General features: G+C 67.2%; 13 protein-coding genes. 8 read left to right on the forward strand and 5 right to left on the reverse strand.

Features of this window, described 5'->3' with window-relative positions; genetic code table 11:
- Positions 1-29 precede the first annotated feature (29 nt).
- Positions 30-1556, reverse strand: coding sequence for an ABC transporter substrate-binding protein (locus OSC27_RS10470; RefSeq protein ID WP_267181405.1), 1527 nt, complete (start codon positions 1554-1556; stop codon positions 30-32).
- A 124-nt stretch (positions 1557-1680) separates the two neighbouring features.
- Here OSC27_RS10470 and OSC27_RS10475 point away from each other — a divergent pair, with 124 nt between their 5' ends.
- Together OSC27_RS10475 and OSC27_RS10480 are read left to right on the forward strand one after the other, a co-directional pair.
- A complete protein-coding gene (locus OSC27_RS10475) occupies positions 1681-2295 on the forward strand; it encodes a TetR/AcrR family transcriptional regulator (RefSeq protein WP_267181406.1) in 615 nt (204 codons plus the stop codon).
- Positions 2295-2903, forward strand: coding sequence for a TetR/AcrR family transcriptional regulator (locus tag OSC27_RS10480; protein WP_267181407.1), 609 nt, complete (start codon positions 2295-2297; stop codon positions 2901-2903). The genes OSC27_RS10475 and OSC27_RS10480 overlap by 1 nt, the downstream gene beginning before the upstream one ends.
- A gap of 11 nt (positions 2904-2914) precedes the next feature.
- On the opposite strand, the gene OSC27_RS10485 is transcribed toward OSC27_RS10480, so the two are convergent.
- On the reverse strand, positions 2915-3850 hold the full coding sequence (locus tag OSC27_RS10485) for a nucleoside hydrolase (protein WP_267181408.1): 936 nt from the start codon (positions 3848-3850) through the stop codon (positions 2915-2917).
- A gap of 92 nt (positions 3851-3942) precedes the next feature.
- Between OSC27_RS10485 and OSC27_RS10490 the strand changes: the two genes are divergently transcribed.
- The 5 genes from OSC27_RS10490 to OSC27_RS10510 all read left to right on the forward strand — a co-directional run bounded on the left by OSC27_RS10490 (position 3943) and on the right by OSC27_RS10510 (position 9386).
- The gene (locus OSC27_RS10490) at positions 3943-4863 is read left to right on the forward strand and encodes a transketolase (RefSeq protein ID WP_267181409.1); all 921 of its coding nucleotides are present in this window, start codon (positions 3943-3945) and stop codon (positions 4861-4863) included.
- Complete coding sequence (locus OSC27_RS10495) at positions 4860-5834, forward strand: transketolase family protein (protein ID WP_267181410.1); 975 nt, start codon at positions 4860-4862, stop codon at positions 5832-5834. The genes OSC27_RS10490 and OSC27_RS10495 overlap by 4 nt, the downstream gene beginning before the upstream one ends.
- Complete coding sequence (locus tag OSC27_RS10500; protein WP_267181411.1) at positions 5827-7314, forward strand: FGGY family carbohydrate kinase; 1488 nt, start codon at positions 5827-5829, stop codon at positions 7312-7314. The genes OSC27_RS10495 and OSC27_RS10500 overlap by 8 nt, the downstream gene beginning before the upstream one ends.
- Before the next feature lie 61 nt (positions 7315-7375).
- Positions 7376-8365, forward strand: a complete 990-nt coding sequence (locus tag OSC27_RS10505; protein ID WP_267181412.1) for a sugar phosphate isomerase/epimerase family protein — start codon at positions 7376-7378, stop codon at positions 8363-8365.
- 43 nt (positions 8366-8408) lie between these two features.
- Positions 8409-9386 carry a sugar-binding transcriptional regulator gene (locus OSC27_RS10510; RefSeq protein ID WP_267181413.1) on the forward strand — a complete coding sequence of 326 codons (978 nt, stop codon included), beginning with the start codon at positions 8409-8411 and terminating at the stop codon, positions 9384-9386.
- Positions 9387-9506: 120 nt separating this feature from the next.
- Here OSC27_RS10510 and OSC27_RS10515 read toward each other — a convergent pair whose 3' ends face one another.
- Genes OSC27_RS10515 through OSC27_RS10525 form a run of 3 tightly spaced genes read right to left on the reverse strand, consistent with a single transcriptional unit; the run spans position 9507 to position 12780 of the window.
- Positions 9507-11138, reverse strand: coding sequence for a sulfatase (locus OSC27_RS10515; protein ID WP_267181414.1), 1632 nt, complete (start codon positions 11136-11138; stop codon positions 9507-9509).
- Between the two features lie 23 nt (positions 11139-11161).
- Positions 11162-11734 carry a TetR/AcrR family transcriptional regulator gene (locus OSC27_RS10520; RefSeq protein ID WP_267181415.1) on the reverse strand — a complete coding sequence of 191 codons (573 nt, stop codon included), beginning with the start codon at positions 11732-11734 and terminating at the stop codon, positions 11162-11164.
- Positions 11731-12780, reverse strand: a complete 1050-nt coding sequence (locus OSC27_RS10525) for a formylglycine-generating enzyme family protein (protein ID WP_267181416.1) — start codon at positions 12778-12780, stop codon at positions 11731-11733. Before OSC27_RS10525 ends, OSC27_RS10520 begins: the two co-directional genes overlap by 4 nt.
- Positions 12781-12864: 84 nt before the next feature.
- On the opposite strand from OSC27_RS10525, the gene OSC27_RS10530 reads away from it, so the two are divergent.
- Positions 12865-13263: a YidH family protein gene (locus OSC27_RS10530; RefSeq protein ID WP_267181417.1), complete on the forward strand. Its 399-nt coding sequence runs from the start codon at positions 12865-12867 to the stop codon at positions 13261-13263.
- Positions 13264-13272: the final 9 nt, after the last annotated feature.

The raw sequence follows: 13272 nt of genomic DNA on the forward strand, positions 1-13272 counted from the left end.
CGGATGCGCGCGCCCCGGTCCTCAGTCGGTCAGGATTTCGGCTTGATGTTCCAGAGGTATGGAACCGCATTGCCGGTCTGGAAGACCGCGGCTGTGTTGCCGTCGACCGTGAAGTTCGACGCGGGGCGGAACCACGGTGCGAACCACGCCTGGTCGACGAGATAGGCGTTGAGATCCTTCACCGCGGCATCCGAGTCGGCCTTCGAGCCATGGTGAATGGTGTCGATGAACTCGTTGACCTTCGGGTCCTCATAGTGGAACGGGTTCCACGACGCCTTCGGAGCGATTTGGAAGTTGATCAGCTGCCAGTCGGTCGGGTCCTGCTGAAGAACCATCAGGATCGCGGGGTACTTCGGTGCCAGAACGTCTGGGATGAAGTTGTTTCCGGGGTCCGTGTACTTCACGGTGATGCCGATCTCCTTCAGCTGCTGCTGCAGGAGCGAGAAGGGTGCGGTGCCAAAGAACGCGCTCGAGGGCATGTTCAGCGTGAAGCCGTCGGCATAGCCGGCTTCGGCCATGAGTTCCTTCGCCTTCTTCACGTCGTAGGTGTAGTGCGTGTCGAGCGACTTGTCGAAGCCGACTGAGCTGGGCGGGAAGATCTGCTCGGTCACGGTTCCATAGCCCTGACCGATTGTCTTGAGCAGCGCAGGGCGGTCGAACGCGTAGTTGATCGCCTGTCGCACCTTGACGTTGCCGAGGGCGGGGTTCATCGTGCCGCCGCGATCGAACAGGAGCAGCCCCTCCCAGTTCAGCTCGCCGTTCACGATGGTGAAGCCGGATGCCTTGATCTCATCGATGCTGTTGTTGTTGGGCGTGTTGGCCGCGTTGACCTGACCGCCCTTGATCGCGTTGAGCATGGCGGTCGGATCTTGGTACACCTTCATGACGATGGTGCCGTAGTGCACCGCAGAAGGATTCCAGTACTTCGTGTTCTTCTCAAAGACGTACGAGGTGCCGACGACCGTCTTCTTCGTGTCGAGCGTGTACGGGCCGCTGCCGACCGGGTTGGTCTTGAGATCCTTGTTCGAGAAGGCCTTTGGGCTCTCGATCAGGCCGGCGTTCTGCGTCAGCGAGGTGAGCAGCGCGGGGTCCGAGTCGGTGAGCGTGAGCTTGACGGTCTTATCGTCGACCGCCGTCGCATCTTTCAGGCTCGCGAGCAGCGACTTGTTCGGCGAAACGCCGTCGCGGAACCGAAGGAGGTTCTGCGCCACCGCATCCGCGTCGAGTTTCGTGCCATCGGTGAACTTCACATCCGTGCGCAGCGTGAGCGTCAGCTCAGTCTTGTCGCTGTTGTACGACCACTTCGTGGCAAGGTTGGGTTCAACCGTGCCGTCCGGGTCCGCCTTGAGCACCGTGTCGTACACGGCCTGCATGTACGGCGACTCGTTGGCCCAGTTGGCGTCGGCCGCCGAGAACGTGGTCGCGGGAACGATCACGCCGAGATTGAGTGTCTGTGATGCGGTGTCGCTTGAGGAGTCACCACCGGCAGCAGAGCAGCCGGTGAGCCCCAACGCAACGACGGCAGCAACTGCCGTCAGCCTCTTCCATCGGAACATCCTTGGTCCCTTTCGGTCTTATAGCCCCCCATCGGGCTATCTCTGATCAGCGAAGATAACACAAAAAGCGAGCACCTAGTAGGTTTTCGCAATTTCGAGACGAGATCGCTGCTACTCTCGCCCCATGAGCACGATCGGCCGCACTCGTGGCAGCTATGCCAAGACGGCAGCCCGGCGTCGCGAGATACTCGACGCCGCACTTGAGGTCTTCTCCAGCTCCGGGTTCCGAAGCGGTTCCATTCGCGACATCGCCGACCGGGTCGGCATGAGCCAGGCGGGGGTCCTGCACCATTTCCGAAGCAAGAATGAACTGCTCGCGCAGGTGCTGCAGGCCCGTGACGACGCGGCGTGGGAGCGAATGCATGCGGGAACGGGGCTCGCGCCCGTCGGCATAGATCGGCTGCGCCAGCTCGTCGATCTCGTGAGCTTCAACGAGAGCGTCCCCGGCCAGGTTGAGCTGCACTGCGTGCTCTCGGCCGAAGCCACAGCCCTGGACCACCCGGCACGCCCGTACTTTCAGGAACGCTATCGCTCCCTCGTCGCATCGACTGGGCAATCGTTTGCGACGATGAGCGAAAACGGGCAGCTCGCCGACGGCGTGCAGCCGCTCGCGGCCGCCCGCAACCTCATCGCCCTCATGGACGGGCTGCAGGTGCAGTGGCTCCTCGATCGCGAGAGCGTGAGCATGTCTGACGAGGTGCGCGCGTACCTGCGCCCACTGCTCACGGTGGAGGTGTGATGACGGGAAACGGAAAGCCGCGCGGCGCGTACGCCAAGACGGCGGCACGTCGGCGAGAGATCCTCGCGGCCGGCATCGAGGTCTTCTCGAGCTCCGGCTTTCGCAACGGCTCCATCCGCGACATCGCTGACCGCGTTGGCATGAGTCAGGCCGGACTGCTCCATCACTTCGCCAGCAAGATCGACCTTCTGACGGCGATTCTCGAGTGGCGTGACCATGAAGATCGCGAGCGCCTGGACCTCCAGGGCCAACCCAAGGGGCTCGAGGCCGTCCGCAGCCTTCTCGAGCTGGTCGAGCACAACTCCCGCGTGCCGGGGCTTGTCGAGCTCTACTGCACTCTCTCAGCCGAGGCGACATCAGCCGATCACCCCGCCCACCAATACTTCATCGACCGCTACCGCACCGTCGTCGGCTATGCGGTCGAATCGTTCGAGCTCATGCGCCAGCGGGGGGAGCTCGCCGACGGAGTCGAGCCGGCGAGCGCCGGCCGGTCGATGATCGCGGTCATGGACGGCCTTCAAGTACAGTGGCTGCTCAACCGCGAGAGCCTCGATATGGCGCTCGAGTTGCGGCATCACGTGCAGCCCCTGCTCACCGTCGACCTCTGAGGTGGCACGCATCATTCACGCCCTGCCCGCTTCAGCTTGAGGAACAGATCCTCGAACATGAGCCGGTTGTCGAGCTGCGTATAGACGCGGATGCTGCGCCCGCCGCCGTCGAAATCGGGCATGCCGTCCGGGCCGAACCGGGGAGCAGGCCGCACCTCGTACCGGCTGGAGGAGGGATCCGCCTGGAACGACGATTGCAGTGCCGTGAGCAGCACGAGCGGGTTGTCGCCGTAGATGTAGGTCTCGCCCGCCGGCAACCCGTACTGCGCGGCCATGGTCTCGACTTCATCGATCGCGTCGAAGAGCAAGGCGCCGATCGCACCGCACGGCCGAATGCGCTCTTCGAGCTCGAGTCGCGAGAGCATCGCCTGCCGATACGCGTCACGCGGCACCTGCCAGATCGGAATCGACGAGTCGTTGAACACGACCCTGGCCGCGGTGATGTCGATGTTCAAGTTGTACTCGACGGCGTCGTACCCGGGCGGCGGCACCGCCAGGCCGGGGTACTCCTGACCCCCGATCCAGACGAGTGTGAGCCGCTCGGCGATGCGGGGCTCGAGCAGCCATGCACTCGCGAGCTCGGTGAGTGATCCGCCGCACGCGATGAACAGCGGCAGGTCGGTGTCGTCGCGCATCGCTTCGGCAACGATCGCCCGGGCTCCGTCTGAATCCACGGGTGTCTGCGTGTCGGTCAGGCCGACGTCGGAACCGGCGATCACGTGCACCTCGCCCGCACGCCCCAGCGCATCGAGCACGTCGCGAATTCGATCCGCGGCTCGGGCTGCGCCGCCTCGCCAGTCCCCGAACGGAACGCTTTGCCCCAGCTGCGACCCGATGATCGCCGCAATCTCGACTGACGGCGAAAGCACGTGGTGGGCGAGCTGAACGAGACCATCGGGGTCACCCGAGAAGTCGTTGTCGATGATGACGCGTGCACGCGGCTGCATGATCCTCCTTGATCGATTGACATCATCATGCCCGTCATGTCACACTCCATGCAAGTTCAATTCACTAATGAATAGATATGCAAGCGGAAGACATGACAGAACAGACACTCACGAGAGGCGAGCCGCACGCGACCGCGCTGACCCCCGATCCCGCCCAGCTCGAGAGCTGGCGGGCGCTCCGAGCCAGGCTTGCGGATGCGCCACCCGCAGAGCGCGCGGCCGCGTTGGCCACGGCGGCACGACAGACCAGACGCAGCGTCGTTCGCATGATCGACAGCGCCGGCCAGGGGCACATCGGCGGCGACTTCTCGGTGACCGACATTCTCACCACGCTGTACGCGTACGTTCTTCGCCTCGATCCGGGTGAGCCCGAGAGAGCAGGCCGCGACCGGTTCATTCTGAGCAAGGGCCACTGCGCCGCATCCCTCTATTCGACGCTTGCCTACAGCGGATACTTCGCGCCGCGCGAGCTGGCCACGTTCATGCAGCCGCTCTCGGCGCTCAACGGGCACCCGAACCGAACCACGGTGCCGGGCGTCGAGACGAACACCGGCCCGCTCGGCCATGGCCTGCCCGTCGCGGTCGGAGAGGCCATCGGTGCCAGGCTCACCGGCAGCGATGCCCGCGTCTTCGTGGTCATGGGCGACGGCGAGCTGCAGGAGGGCAGCAACTGGGAGGCACTCATGGCGGCCTCGCAGTACCGTCTCGATAACCTCGTCGTCATCGTCGATCGCAACCGGCTGCAGCAGGGGGCGCGCACCGAGGAAACGAATGCCCTCGATCCCCTGGATGAGAAGCTCGCCTCGTTCGGCTGCGAGGTGCGCGTGAGCGACGGCCACGACTTCGCCGCGCTCATCGAGGCCTTCCGCCCGGCGGAGCGGGGTGGGCCCGTCGCCGTCATTGCCAACACCATCAAGGGCAAGGGCGTCTCGTTCATGGAAGATCGGGCGGAATGGCACCACAAGGTGCCGAACGCCGAGCAGGTGCGCCAGGCGCTGGAGGAACTCGCATGACCATCGCGTCAGCACAAGAGAAGACGGCCCTGCCGACGTATGACAACCGCACGGCGTTCGCCGACGAACTCATCGCCCTCGCGCGAGAAGACGAGCGCATCGTCGCCGTGTGCAACGACTCGGTCGGCTCCAGCAACCTGGTGGCGTTCCGCGACGAGTTCCCCGACAGGCTCATCAACGTGGGCATCGCCGAGCAGAACATGGTCGGTGTCGGGGCCGGCCTCGCGGCATCCGGCCTGGTGCCCTTCGTCTGCGGCGCGGCACCGTTTCTCACGGGCCGCTCGCTCGAACAGGTCAAGGCCGACGTCGCCTACAGCCAGCACCCCGTGATCCTGTGCGGCATGAGCCCCGGTATGGCGTACGGTCAGCTCGGCCCGACCCACCATTCCGTCGAAGACCTCTCGTGGCTGCGCGCGCTGCCCGGCCTTGACATCGTCGTTCCCGCGGACCGCCGGCAGACACGGCAGGCCGTGCGGGCCGCTGCCGCCGAACCGCGTCCGACCTTCATCAGGGTCGGCCGGCACAAGGTGCCCGATGTCACGAGCGAGAGCGACGTTCTCGAGCGTGGCCGCATGCTCACGGCGCGCCCGGGCGACGACGTCACGTTCATCGTGACCGGTACGCTCGTCTCGCGCGCCCTCGAGGCGGCCGACCGCCTCGCCGGCTCGGGCCTCCGGGCACGCGTTCTGAATGCCGCGTACATTGCACCATTCGACACGGATGCGCTCGCCAGTGCCGCCCGCGAGACACGCGCGATCGTGACCGCCGAAGAGGCCAACGTCGCCGGCGGCCTCGGCGCCGCCGTGGCCAGTCACGTCGGCACGCTGGAGCGCGAGGCGCGCGTTCCGTTGCGTATTCTTGGCCTCACCGAGTTCGCACCGACCGGCAACACGGACTTTCTGCTCGAGTACTTCGGGCTCACCGCCGCCGGGCTGGCTGAGGCGGCCAGGGAGGCCCTTGCGCATGACTGACGCGTCGACGGCGGTCGTGGTCGCAGTCGACCAAGGCACCAGTTCGACCAAGGCCGTCGCGATCGACGCGGCGGGCGAGGTCGTGGGCTGGGCGTCCGTCGCGCTCGAGCAAGAGCACCCGAGGCCGGGCTGGGTCGAGCAGAACGCCACGGCCATCGCCGACAGCGTCATCTCGGCCATCGAGTCGACCAGTGCCGGCATCGAGGACCGGGTCGTGGCACTCGCCGTCAGCAATCAGCGAGAGTCCGCCCTGGCGTGGGATCGCCGCACGGGGCAACCGCTCACCCCTGTGCTCGGCTGGCAGGATCGCCGCACGCTCGATCACGCCATGCGACTCGAGGCAGCGGGGCATGGCGCGCGCGCCAAAGCGATCACCGGGTTACCGCTCGACCCCATGTTCTCTGCCCTCAAGTTCTCGTGGCTGCTCGACGAGATCGACCCCGACCGTGAACGAGCGCGCGCCGGCGAGATCACGCTCGGCACGATCGACGCCTGGATTCTGCGCGCCCTCACCGGTACGGATCGCATCGAGCTGGGCAACGCCAGCCGTACGCAGCTTCTCGACCTCGCCGCGCTCGACTGGAGCGACGAGCTGCTCGACCTTTTCGACATTCCCCGCGCCGCACTCCCGCCGCTCGCGGCCTCCGTCGAGCCGAGCGGGCCGGTCACCGCACTGCCGTCGCTGCCCGAGAACGTGCGCATCAACGCGGTGCTTGGCGACTCCCATGCCGCGCTCTTTGGTCACGGTGTTCGCACACCCGGCACGGTCAAGGTGACGCTGGGCACGGGCTCCTCTGTCATGGGTCTCAGCACGGATGCCGCGGGCGCGCCTGCGGGCCTCGTGGCGACCCTCGCGTGGTCGACGGAGAAGCCGGCGTACGCCTTCGAGGGCAACATCCTCTCAACCGGCGGCACCCTGGTCTGGCTCGCCGAACTCTTCGACACCACGACGGCAGAGCTCTTCGCCCTCGCCGAGGAGACACCCGTGGCGGGATCCGTCGACATCGTGCCCGCGTTCGCCGGACTCGGCGCCCCGTGGTGGGATGACTCGGCGAGGGCCATCTTGTCCGGCTTCGATCTCGGCACCTCCCGAGGCACCATCGCGCGGGCTGCGGCGGAGTCGATCGTGCTGCAGATCGAAGACGTGCTCGCCGCCGCCGAGCGCGGGCTGGAGCATCGCATCGAGACGATCCTCATCGACGGCGGACCGGCGTCGAACGACTGGCTGGCTCAGCTGCTGGCCGACCTGAGCCAGCGCGTGGTCACGCGGCCGAATGCGTCAGGGCTCTCGGCCCTCGGCGCTGCCTATCTCGGCGGCATCTCGTGTGGTCTCTGGCGGCCGGACCAGGTGCTCTCGTTCGGCGACGGCAGCGCCGTCTTCGAGCCGGCGATCGGCGCGGCGGCAGCCGAGAGGCGGCGCGAGCGGTGGCACCATGCCGTGACGCTCTCCCGGAGTGCCGCGAGCGTCACGGGCTCGTGAAGCCCTCATCCAGTCGCCTGCGGCGTTAGACCGACTGCCCGTTAAACAAGGAGAAGATCACATGACACAGACGCAACGCTACGGAGCCGGCATCTGGCACTTCGCGACGTACGTGGACCGGTACGCGACCGACGGCTACGGCGATCCTCGCACGGTCATCGATGCGATCGACCTCGCCGGCCAGGTGCGCGACCTCTCGGTCGTCGACCTGAACTACCCGTTCTTCGGCGGTGAGTTCACCAACGAGCAAGTGGGTGAGGCGCTCGACCGCAATGGTCTCGGCGTCATCGGCATCACGCCGGAGATGTACACGCGGGAATTCGCCAAGGGCGCGTTCACCAACCCCGATCCGGGCGTTCGGCGGAGGGCGCACGAACTGATTACCCAGGCGGCCGACGTGGTGCGGCACTTCGGGGCCGACTACGTCAAGCTCTGGCCTGGCCAGGACGGCTGGGACTACCCCTTCCAGGTCGACCATGGTGCGCTGTGGAAGAACTCCCTCGACGGCGTAGGGCAGCTCGCGAGCGAGAACCCTGATCTGAAGTTCGTGATCGAGTACAAGCCGCGCGAGCCCCGCGTGCACATGAGCTTCGACTCGGTCGCCCGCACCCTGCTCGGCATCGAGAAGATCGGCCTGCCCAACGTCGGCATCCTGCTCGACTTCGGCCACGCCCTGTTCGGCGCGGAGTCGCCAGCAGACTCCGCTCAGCTCGCCATCGACTACGGCCGCCTCTTCGGCATGGACGTGAACGACAATCTGCGCCAATGGGACGACGACATGGTCGCCGGCACGGTGCATCCGATCGAGCTCTTCGAGTTCTTCTACACGCTCCGCAAGAACAACTGGGAGGGTGTCTGGCAGCTCGACCAGTTCCCGTTCCGCGAGAACAGCGTCGAGGCCGCGAACCACGCCATCGACTTCCTCAAGGCAGCCCACCGAGGGCTTGAGAAGCTCGACTTCGCGGCCGTTCAGGAGGCGCAGGATCGCCACGACGCCATCGGAGCCCTCGCTCTCGCGCAACGAGCACTCTTCTCCAGCTATGCCGAATGAGCGGCGCTCCGCCGGCGGCGTGTGAGGCAATACTCTGGTGACCATGTCGATGGAAGCCAACGCAAGCCGCCTGGCCACCGATCGCATGTCACTGCTCACGAAGATCGCCCGCATGTACCACGAGCAGGGCATGCGGCAGCCGGAGATCGCCGCACGACTCGGCATCTCGCAGTCACGCGTTTCCCGGTTCCTCAAGGAGGCGGTGACCCTGGGCGTGGTGCGCACGGTCGTCGTGCCTCCGCCCGGCGTGTATTCCGAGCTTGAGGATGCTGTGCGCGACCGCTACGGCCTGCGCGACGTCGTCGTGGCCGAAGCCGCCTCCGACGATGATCGCGCACTGCTGAATGCCTTGGGCGCGGCGGGTGCCGCCTACCTTGAGACCACCCTGACGGGCGGCGATCGGGTGGGACTGTCGTCGTGGTCGTCTACGCTGCTTGCCACGGTCGACAAAATGTCGCCGAGGCCGAAGCCGACCGCATCCGCAGTCGTGCAGGTTCTCGGGGGTGTCGGCAACCCGGCGGTCCAGGTGCAGGCGACGCGCCTGACCGACCGGCTCGCACGCGTCACGGGCGCCGATGCTCAGTTCCTTCCCGTGCCGGGCATCGTTGCGAATTCGGCCGTGCGGGACGCGCTGCTTGCCGACCCGAACGTTGCTGACGTCGCCGCCGAATGGGCGCGGCTCACCGTGCTGCTCGTGGGCATCGGCAGCCTTCAGCCGTCACCCCTGCTCAAAGACTCGGGCAACGCGATCTCAGAGACCGAGCAGCAGCGGCTGAGAGAGCGCGGGGCCGTGGGCGACGTGTGCCTGCGCTTCTTCGACGCAGCAGGCGAGCTGGTCGACACCGACCTGGGCGACCGCGTGCTCGGCATCAGTGTGGAACAACTGCGCGCCATCGACCGCACCGTCGGCATCGCGGGCGGCGAGCGCAAGCACGAGGCCATTCGTGCCGCCGCGCTCGGGGGCTGGCTCGACGTGCTCATCACAGACCTCGCCACGGCGCGCTTCCTGACCGCCGGTTGAGGGGCGCCCCAGGCGCGTCTCGAAGTCCACGCCGGTTGAGGAGCGCCCCAGGCGCGTCTCGAAGTCCACGCGGGTTGAGGAGCGCCCCAGGCGCGTCTCGAAACCCAGCACCGGCCTCCCTCAACCCGAGATGCGCACCTCGGCGCTCGGCTCATATCCGATGCGCCACGCCTTGACGAAGACGTCGCCGCCGGGATGCGCGACGGGCCGCGCGTAGAGGTTCCAGCGGCGACCACCGTCATCCTGCCCTCCGCTCACGCGTTCGAGCATGCTGAGCTCGCGTGGCGGCTGCACCGGTTCGGTGGTCCAGCCGAGGGATACGCCGTCGGTTTCGCACTCGGCAACGAGCATGCCGTCGACGACCCGAACGATGGGCTCGGCGGTGCGACGCTTTCGACCGCCAGGGCGCCACTGCTCGATCAGCTCGTCTTCTGGCACGAGCCCGAGGTCGCCATAGCGCCGCTGCCACTCATCGAGTGCGTCAGAGAGGCGTGCGAGGTCGTCCGCGTACCGCGGGTCGGCGGCGAGGTTCACCTCTTCATGCGGGTCATTCACGATGTCGTAGAGCTCGTGCTCAGGCTTGCTCGCCGCAACGATGCTGCGCTGCAGTTCGGTGAGCCGGTCACGGGGTTCACCCTGGCCGAGTTGCCCTGCTTCCTCCTTGTAGAGACGGCGCAGCTCGGCCCAGGTGGCGAGGTGGTCGGGATACTCGCAATGCTGCATGCCCGACCGGTCAGGGTGCAGGTTGCGTATGTAGCGGAAGCGCCGGTCTCGCACGGTGCGGCACGTGTCCTCCTGCTCGTCCATGCGGTCGCGGCCACCGAATGCGTACTCGTTGGGCTCGTCGACGAGGCGCCCCTTCTCGTCGATGAGCGAGACAGCCTGCATGTGCTCGGGCACGGCCAGACCGCATACGGTGAGCATGGTCGGTGCGATGTCCATGACGTGCACGAGCTCGTCGCGACGCACTCCCGGCTCGATCACGCCCGGCCAGCGGACGATGAGCGGCTCGCGCAGACCCGATTCGTTCACCCAGCGCTTGCCTCGGGGCATGCCCAGCCCGTGATCGCTCCAGAAGACGACGATCGTCGACTCGGCGAGCCCGTCCTCCTCCAGCTGGGCGAGGATCTCGCCGACCGAGTGGTCCATCTCGGTGATGAGGTCGTTGTAGCGGGCCCACGATGTACGGAAAACCTCGGTGTCGGGGTAGTACGGCGGCAGCGGCGCCAGGGCAGGGTCGTGCCGGTCCGCATCGGCGACGTGACTCGTCGCCCTCGCGAACTCCTCGTCGTCTGTGTAGATCTGCGATTCGTGGGTGATGAGACCGTGGAACGCGGCGAAGAACGGGGTGTCGTCGCTCGGCCTGTTGCGCCAGTGGCCGCGCGGGCTGCAGTCATCGAACGTGGTGCCGGGAATGTCGACCTGGAAGTCGGTGAAGAAGTTGTTCGTCGTGTAGTAGCCCGCCTCGCGGAAGTACTCGGGCAGCAGTCGCACCTCCGGCGGAACGACGGCCTTCGTGCGCATGTGCATCGTGCCGATGGAGGTGGCAAAGCAGCCTGTCATGATCGACGACCGCGCCGGTGCGCAGACGGGCGCGGTCGCGAACGCGTTCTCGTAGAGCGCACCCTCCGCCGCGAAGGCGTCGAGGTTGGGTGTGACCGCATACTCGGCACCGGGAAAGACGCCGGCGTAGCACCCGAGGTGCGGGTTGATGTCGTGGGTCGAGATCCAGAGCACGTTCAGCGGCTTCATGCGCCGACGCTATCATGTCCTACCTACTGCTCGGTAGGTCGCGAGGCCTCGAACAGTGCCAGCGCTTCCCGTGCCGTTCGCTCGACGTCGAAATCAGGATCGAGCAGGTACTGCAGCTGCAGACCGTCGAGCAGGGAGACGAGCACGCGCACGGCCGTCTGCACGGGCACGTCTGGGCGCATCCGCCCTGCGCTCTGTTCTGCGGTCACCTTCTCGGCGAGCGCTGCCGCGACCGAGCGGTACCGTTCGACGAAGTACGAATGGGCCGGATGCGCGGCATCCGTCGCCTCGGCTGCCAGCGTCGTGAAGAGTCTCGCCACGCCGGGAGCGTCCCGGTTGCGGCGCACGATCACGGCGACGAGTCCGGCAAGGCCGTCGCGCTCGAACGCCGCCTCGTTCTCGGCGAGCACCTCCGGCTGGCGCCGCTCGAGCACACCGCGCAGCAGGTCGTCTTTGCTGGGGAAGTAGTGCAGCACACCCTGCACCGTCACTCCGACGCGACCGGCCACATCGCGCAGCGAACCGCCGCGATAGCCGACGGAACCGAAGACCTCGACGGCGGCGTCGAGAATCGCGTCGCGTCGTGAGATCGTCACCCGGCCACCGTGCGGAACCCGGCATTGCCCATCGACGAGTCGGGCGTGTTCGACGACCGGGCCGCGTTGCGATACCGGTTGCAGTACGAGTCGTGGCACAGGTACGACCCGCCGCGCAGCACCCGCGCTCCCCCGCGCGCCGGGCCCGCGGGGTTGGCCGCAGGCGACTCGCTGTAGTAGCGCGCGTCGAACCAGTCCGCGCACCACTCCCACACGTTGCCTACGGTCTGCCACAGGCCGTAGGCGTTCGGCTCGAAGGTGTGCACCGGCGCGGTCAGCAGGTATCCGTCTTCCTGTGTGTTCTGGGTGGGGAACCGCCCCTGCCAAATGTTGCAGCGCCAGGCCTCGCCATCCGCCATCAGCTCATCACCCCACGGGTAGCGAGCGCCGGCGAGTCCGCCACGAGAGGCGCACTCCCACTCGGCCTCGGTCGGCAGCCGACGACCCGCCCATGCGCAGTACGCGACGGCGTCGTTCCAGCTCACATGCGTCACCGGGTGCTGCTCGAGGCCCTCGATGCTCGACTGCCTTCCCCCCGGATGCCGCCAGTCGGCGCCCCGTACCCCGAACCACCACGGCGTGCCCGCCGCCGGCCCCATCACATCGTGCTCCGGCGCCGCAAGGCCCAGGTGGAACACGGCCGAGTACCCGAACGTCTCCGCCTCGGTGCGGTAGCCGGTGGCGTCGACGAAGGCGGCGAACGCCGCGTTGGTGACCGAGGTCGCATCGATCGAGAAGGCGTCGAGCGTGACCTCGTGCAGCACCGAATCGCCGTCACCCGGGTTGCCCTCGCCGAACGGGTCGCCCATGGTGAACGTCTGCGCGGGAACGGCGCACTGTGCGATGGCGTGGGTGGCGACTCCCGTACCGGCGCCGGGGCGCGCAGCCGGGGCGCGGCCGAACGAGGGCATGCCGAGCGACTGGGTGAGCGGGGTACGCGGCGCCGCGGGCGCCGTGCATCCGCAGGTGCAGCCTGTGCTCTCGCCGTCGATCGCGCCGGCCGCCTCGCCGCCGACCGACTGCTCGCCCTGCCGTTCCTCGCTCATCGTGACCTTCGTCTCCCTCGCCGCCGAGCCGTTGTGCCCACCTCCATTAGAGCATCGACCAGGCGCCTCTAGACTGCTGGTGGCATGACAACCCCGCGCACCGGCACGAAAGGCCACCGTATGAGACGCTTTCCGAGCTTCGTGTACGGCCGCGGCAGCGAACCGGATGCGCGCTTCAGTCTCGCGAACGAGCGCACGTTCCTGGCGTGGATCAGAACGTCGCTCGCCCTGCTCGCGGCGGGTGTGGCACTGGAGGCGCTGCAGTTGCCGATCCGCGCGGAGTTCCGCTTCACGGCCGCGCTCGTCTTCATCGTTCTGGCCCTGCTCGCCGCCGCACTCTCGTGGACCGGGTGGGCGCGCACCGAGATCGCATTGCGCAGCGGCCGCGCGCTGCCGGGAACGCCGCTGTCGCTGCTGCTCACGGTCGGCGTCGTGATCGCCACTCTGCTGATCGCGATCGGCCTGTTCCTGCCGCGATCGTGATCGGGCGAG

The organism is Microbacterium sp. STN6 (assembly GCF_026410545.1).
In the GTDB taxonomy this organism is placed as follows: domain Bacteria; phylum Actinomycetota; class Actinomycetes; order Actinomycetales; family Microbacteriaceae; genus Root112D2.

Bases quoted from the DNA above. Each gene is read 5' to 3' on its own strand.
- OSC27_RS10470 (WP_267181405.1), bottom strand. From the start codon at position 1,556: ATGTTCCGATGGAAGAGGCTGACGGCAGTTGCTGCCGTCGTTGCGTTG.
- OSC27_RS10475 (WP_267181406.1), top strand. From the start codon at position 1,681: ATGAGCACGATCGGCCGCACTCGTGGCAGCTATGCCAAGACGGCAGCC.
- OSC27_RS10480 (WP_267181407.1), top strand. From the start codon at position 2,295: ATGACGGGAAACGGAAAGCCGCGCGGCGCGTACGCCAAGACGGCGGCA.
- OSC27_RS10485 (WP_267181408.1), bottom strand. From the start codon at position 3,850: ATGCAGCCGCGTGCACGCGTCATCATCGACAACGACTTCTCGGGTGAC.
- OSC27_RS10490 (WP_267181409.1), top strand. From the start codon at position 3,943: ATGACAGAACAGACACTCACGAGAGGCGAGCCGCACGCGACCGCGCTG.
- OSC27_RS10495 (WP_267181410.1), top strand. From the start codon at position 4,860: ATGACCATCGCGTCAGCACAAGAGAAGACGGCCCTGCCGACGTATGAC.
- OSC27_RS10500 (WP_267181411.1), top strand. From the start codon at position 5,827: ATGACTGACGCGTCGACGGCGGTCGTGGTCGCAGTCGACCAAGGCACC.
- OSC27_RS10505 (WP_267181412.1), top strand. From the start codon at position 7,376: ATGACACAGACGCAACGCTACGGAGCCGGCATCTGGCACTTCGCGACG.
- OSC27_RS10510 (WP_267181413.1), top strand. From the start codon at position 8,409: ATGTCGATGGAAGCCAACGCAAGCCGCCTGGCCACCGATCGCATGTCA.
- OSC27_RS10515 (WP_267181414.1), bottom strand. From the start codon at position 11,138: ATGAAGCCGCTGAACGTGCTCTGGATCTCGACCCACGACATCAACCCG.
- OSC27_RS10525 (WP_267181416.1), bottom strand. From the start codon at position 12,780: ATGAGCGAGGAACGGCAGGGCGAGCAGTCGGTCGGCGGCGAGGCGGCC.
- OSC27_RS10530 (WP_267181417.1), top strand. From the start codon at position 12,865: ATGACAACCCCGCGCACCGGCACGAAAGGCCACCGTATGAGACGCTTT.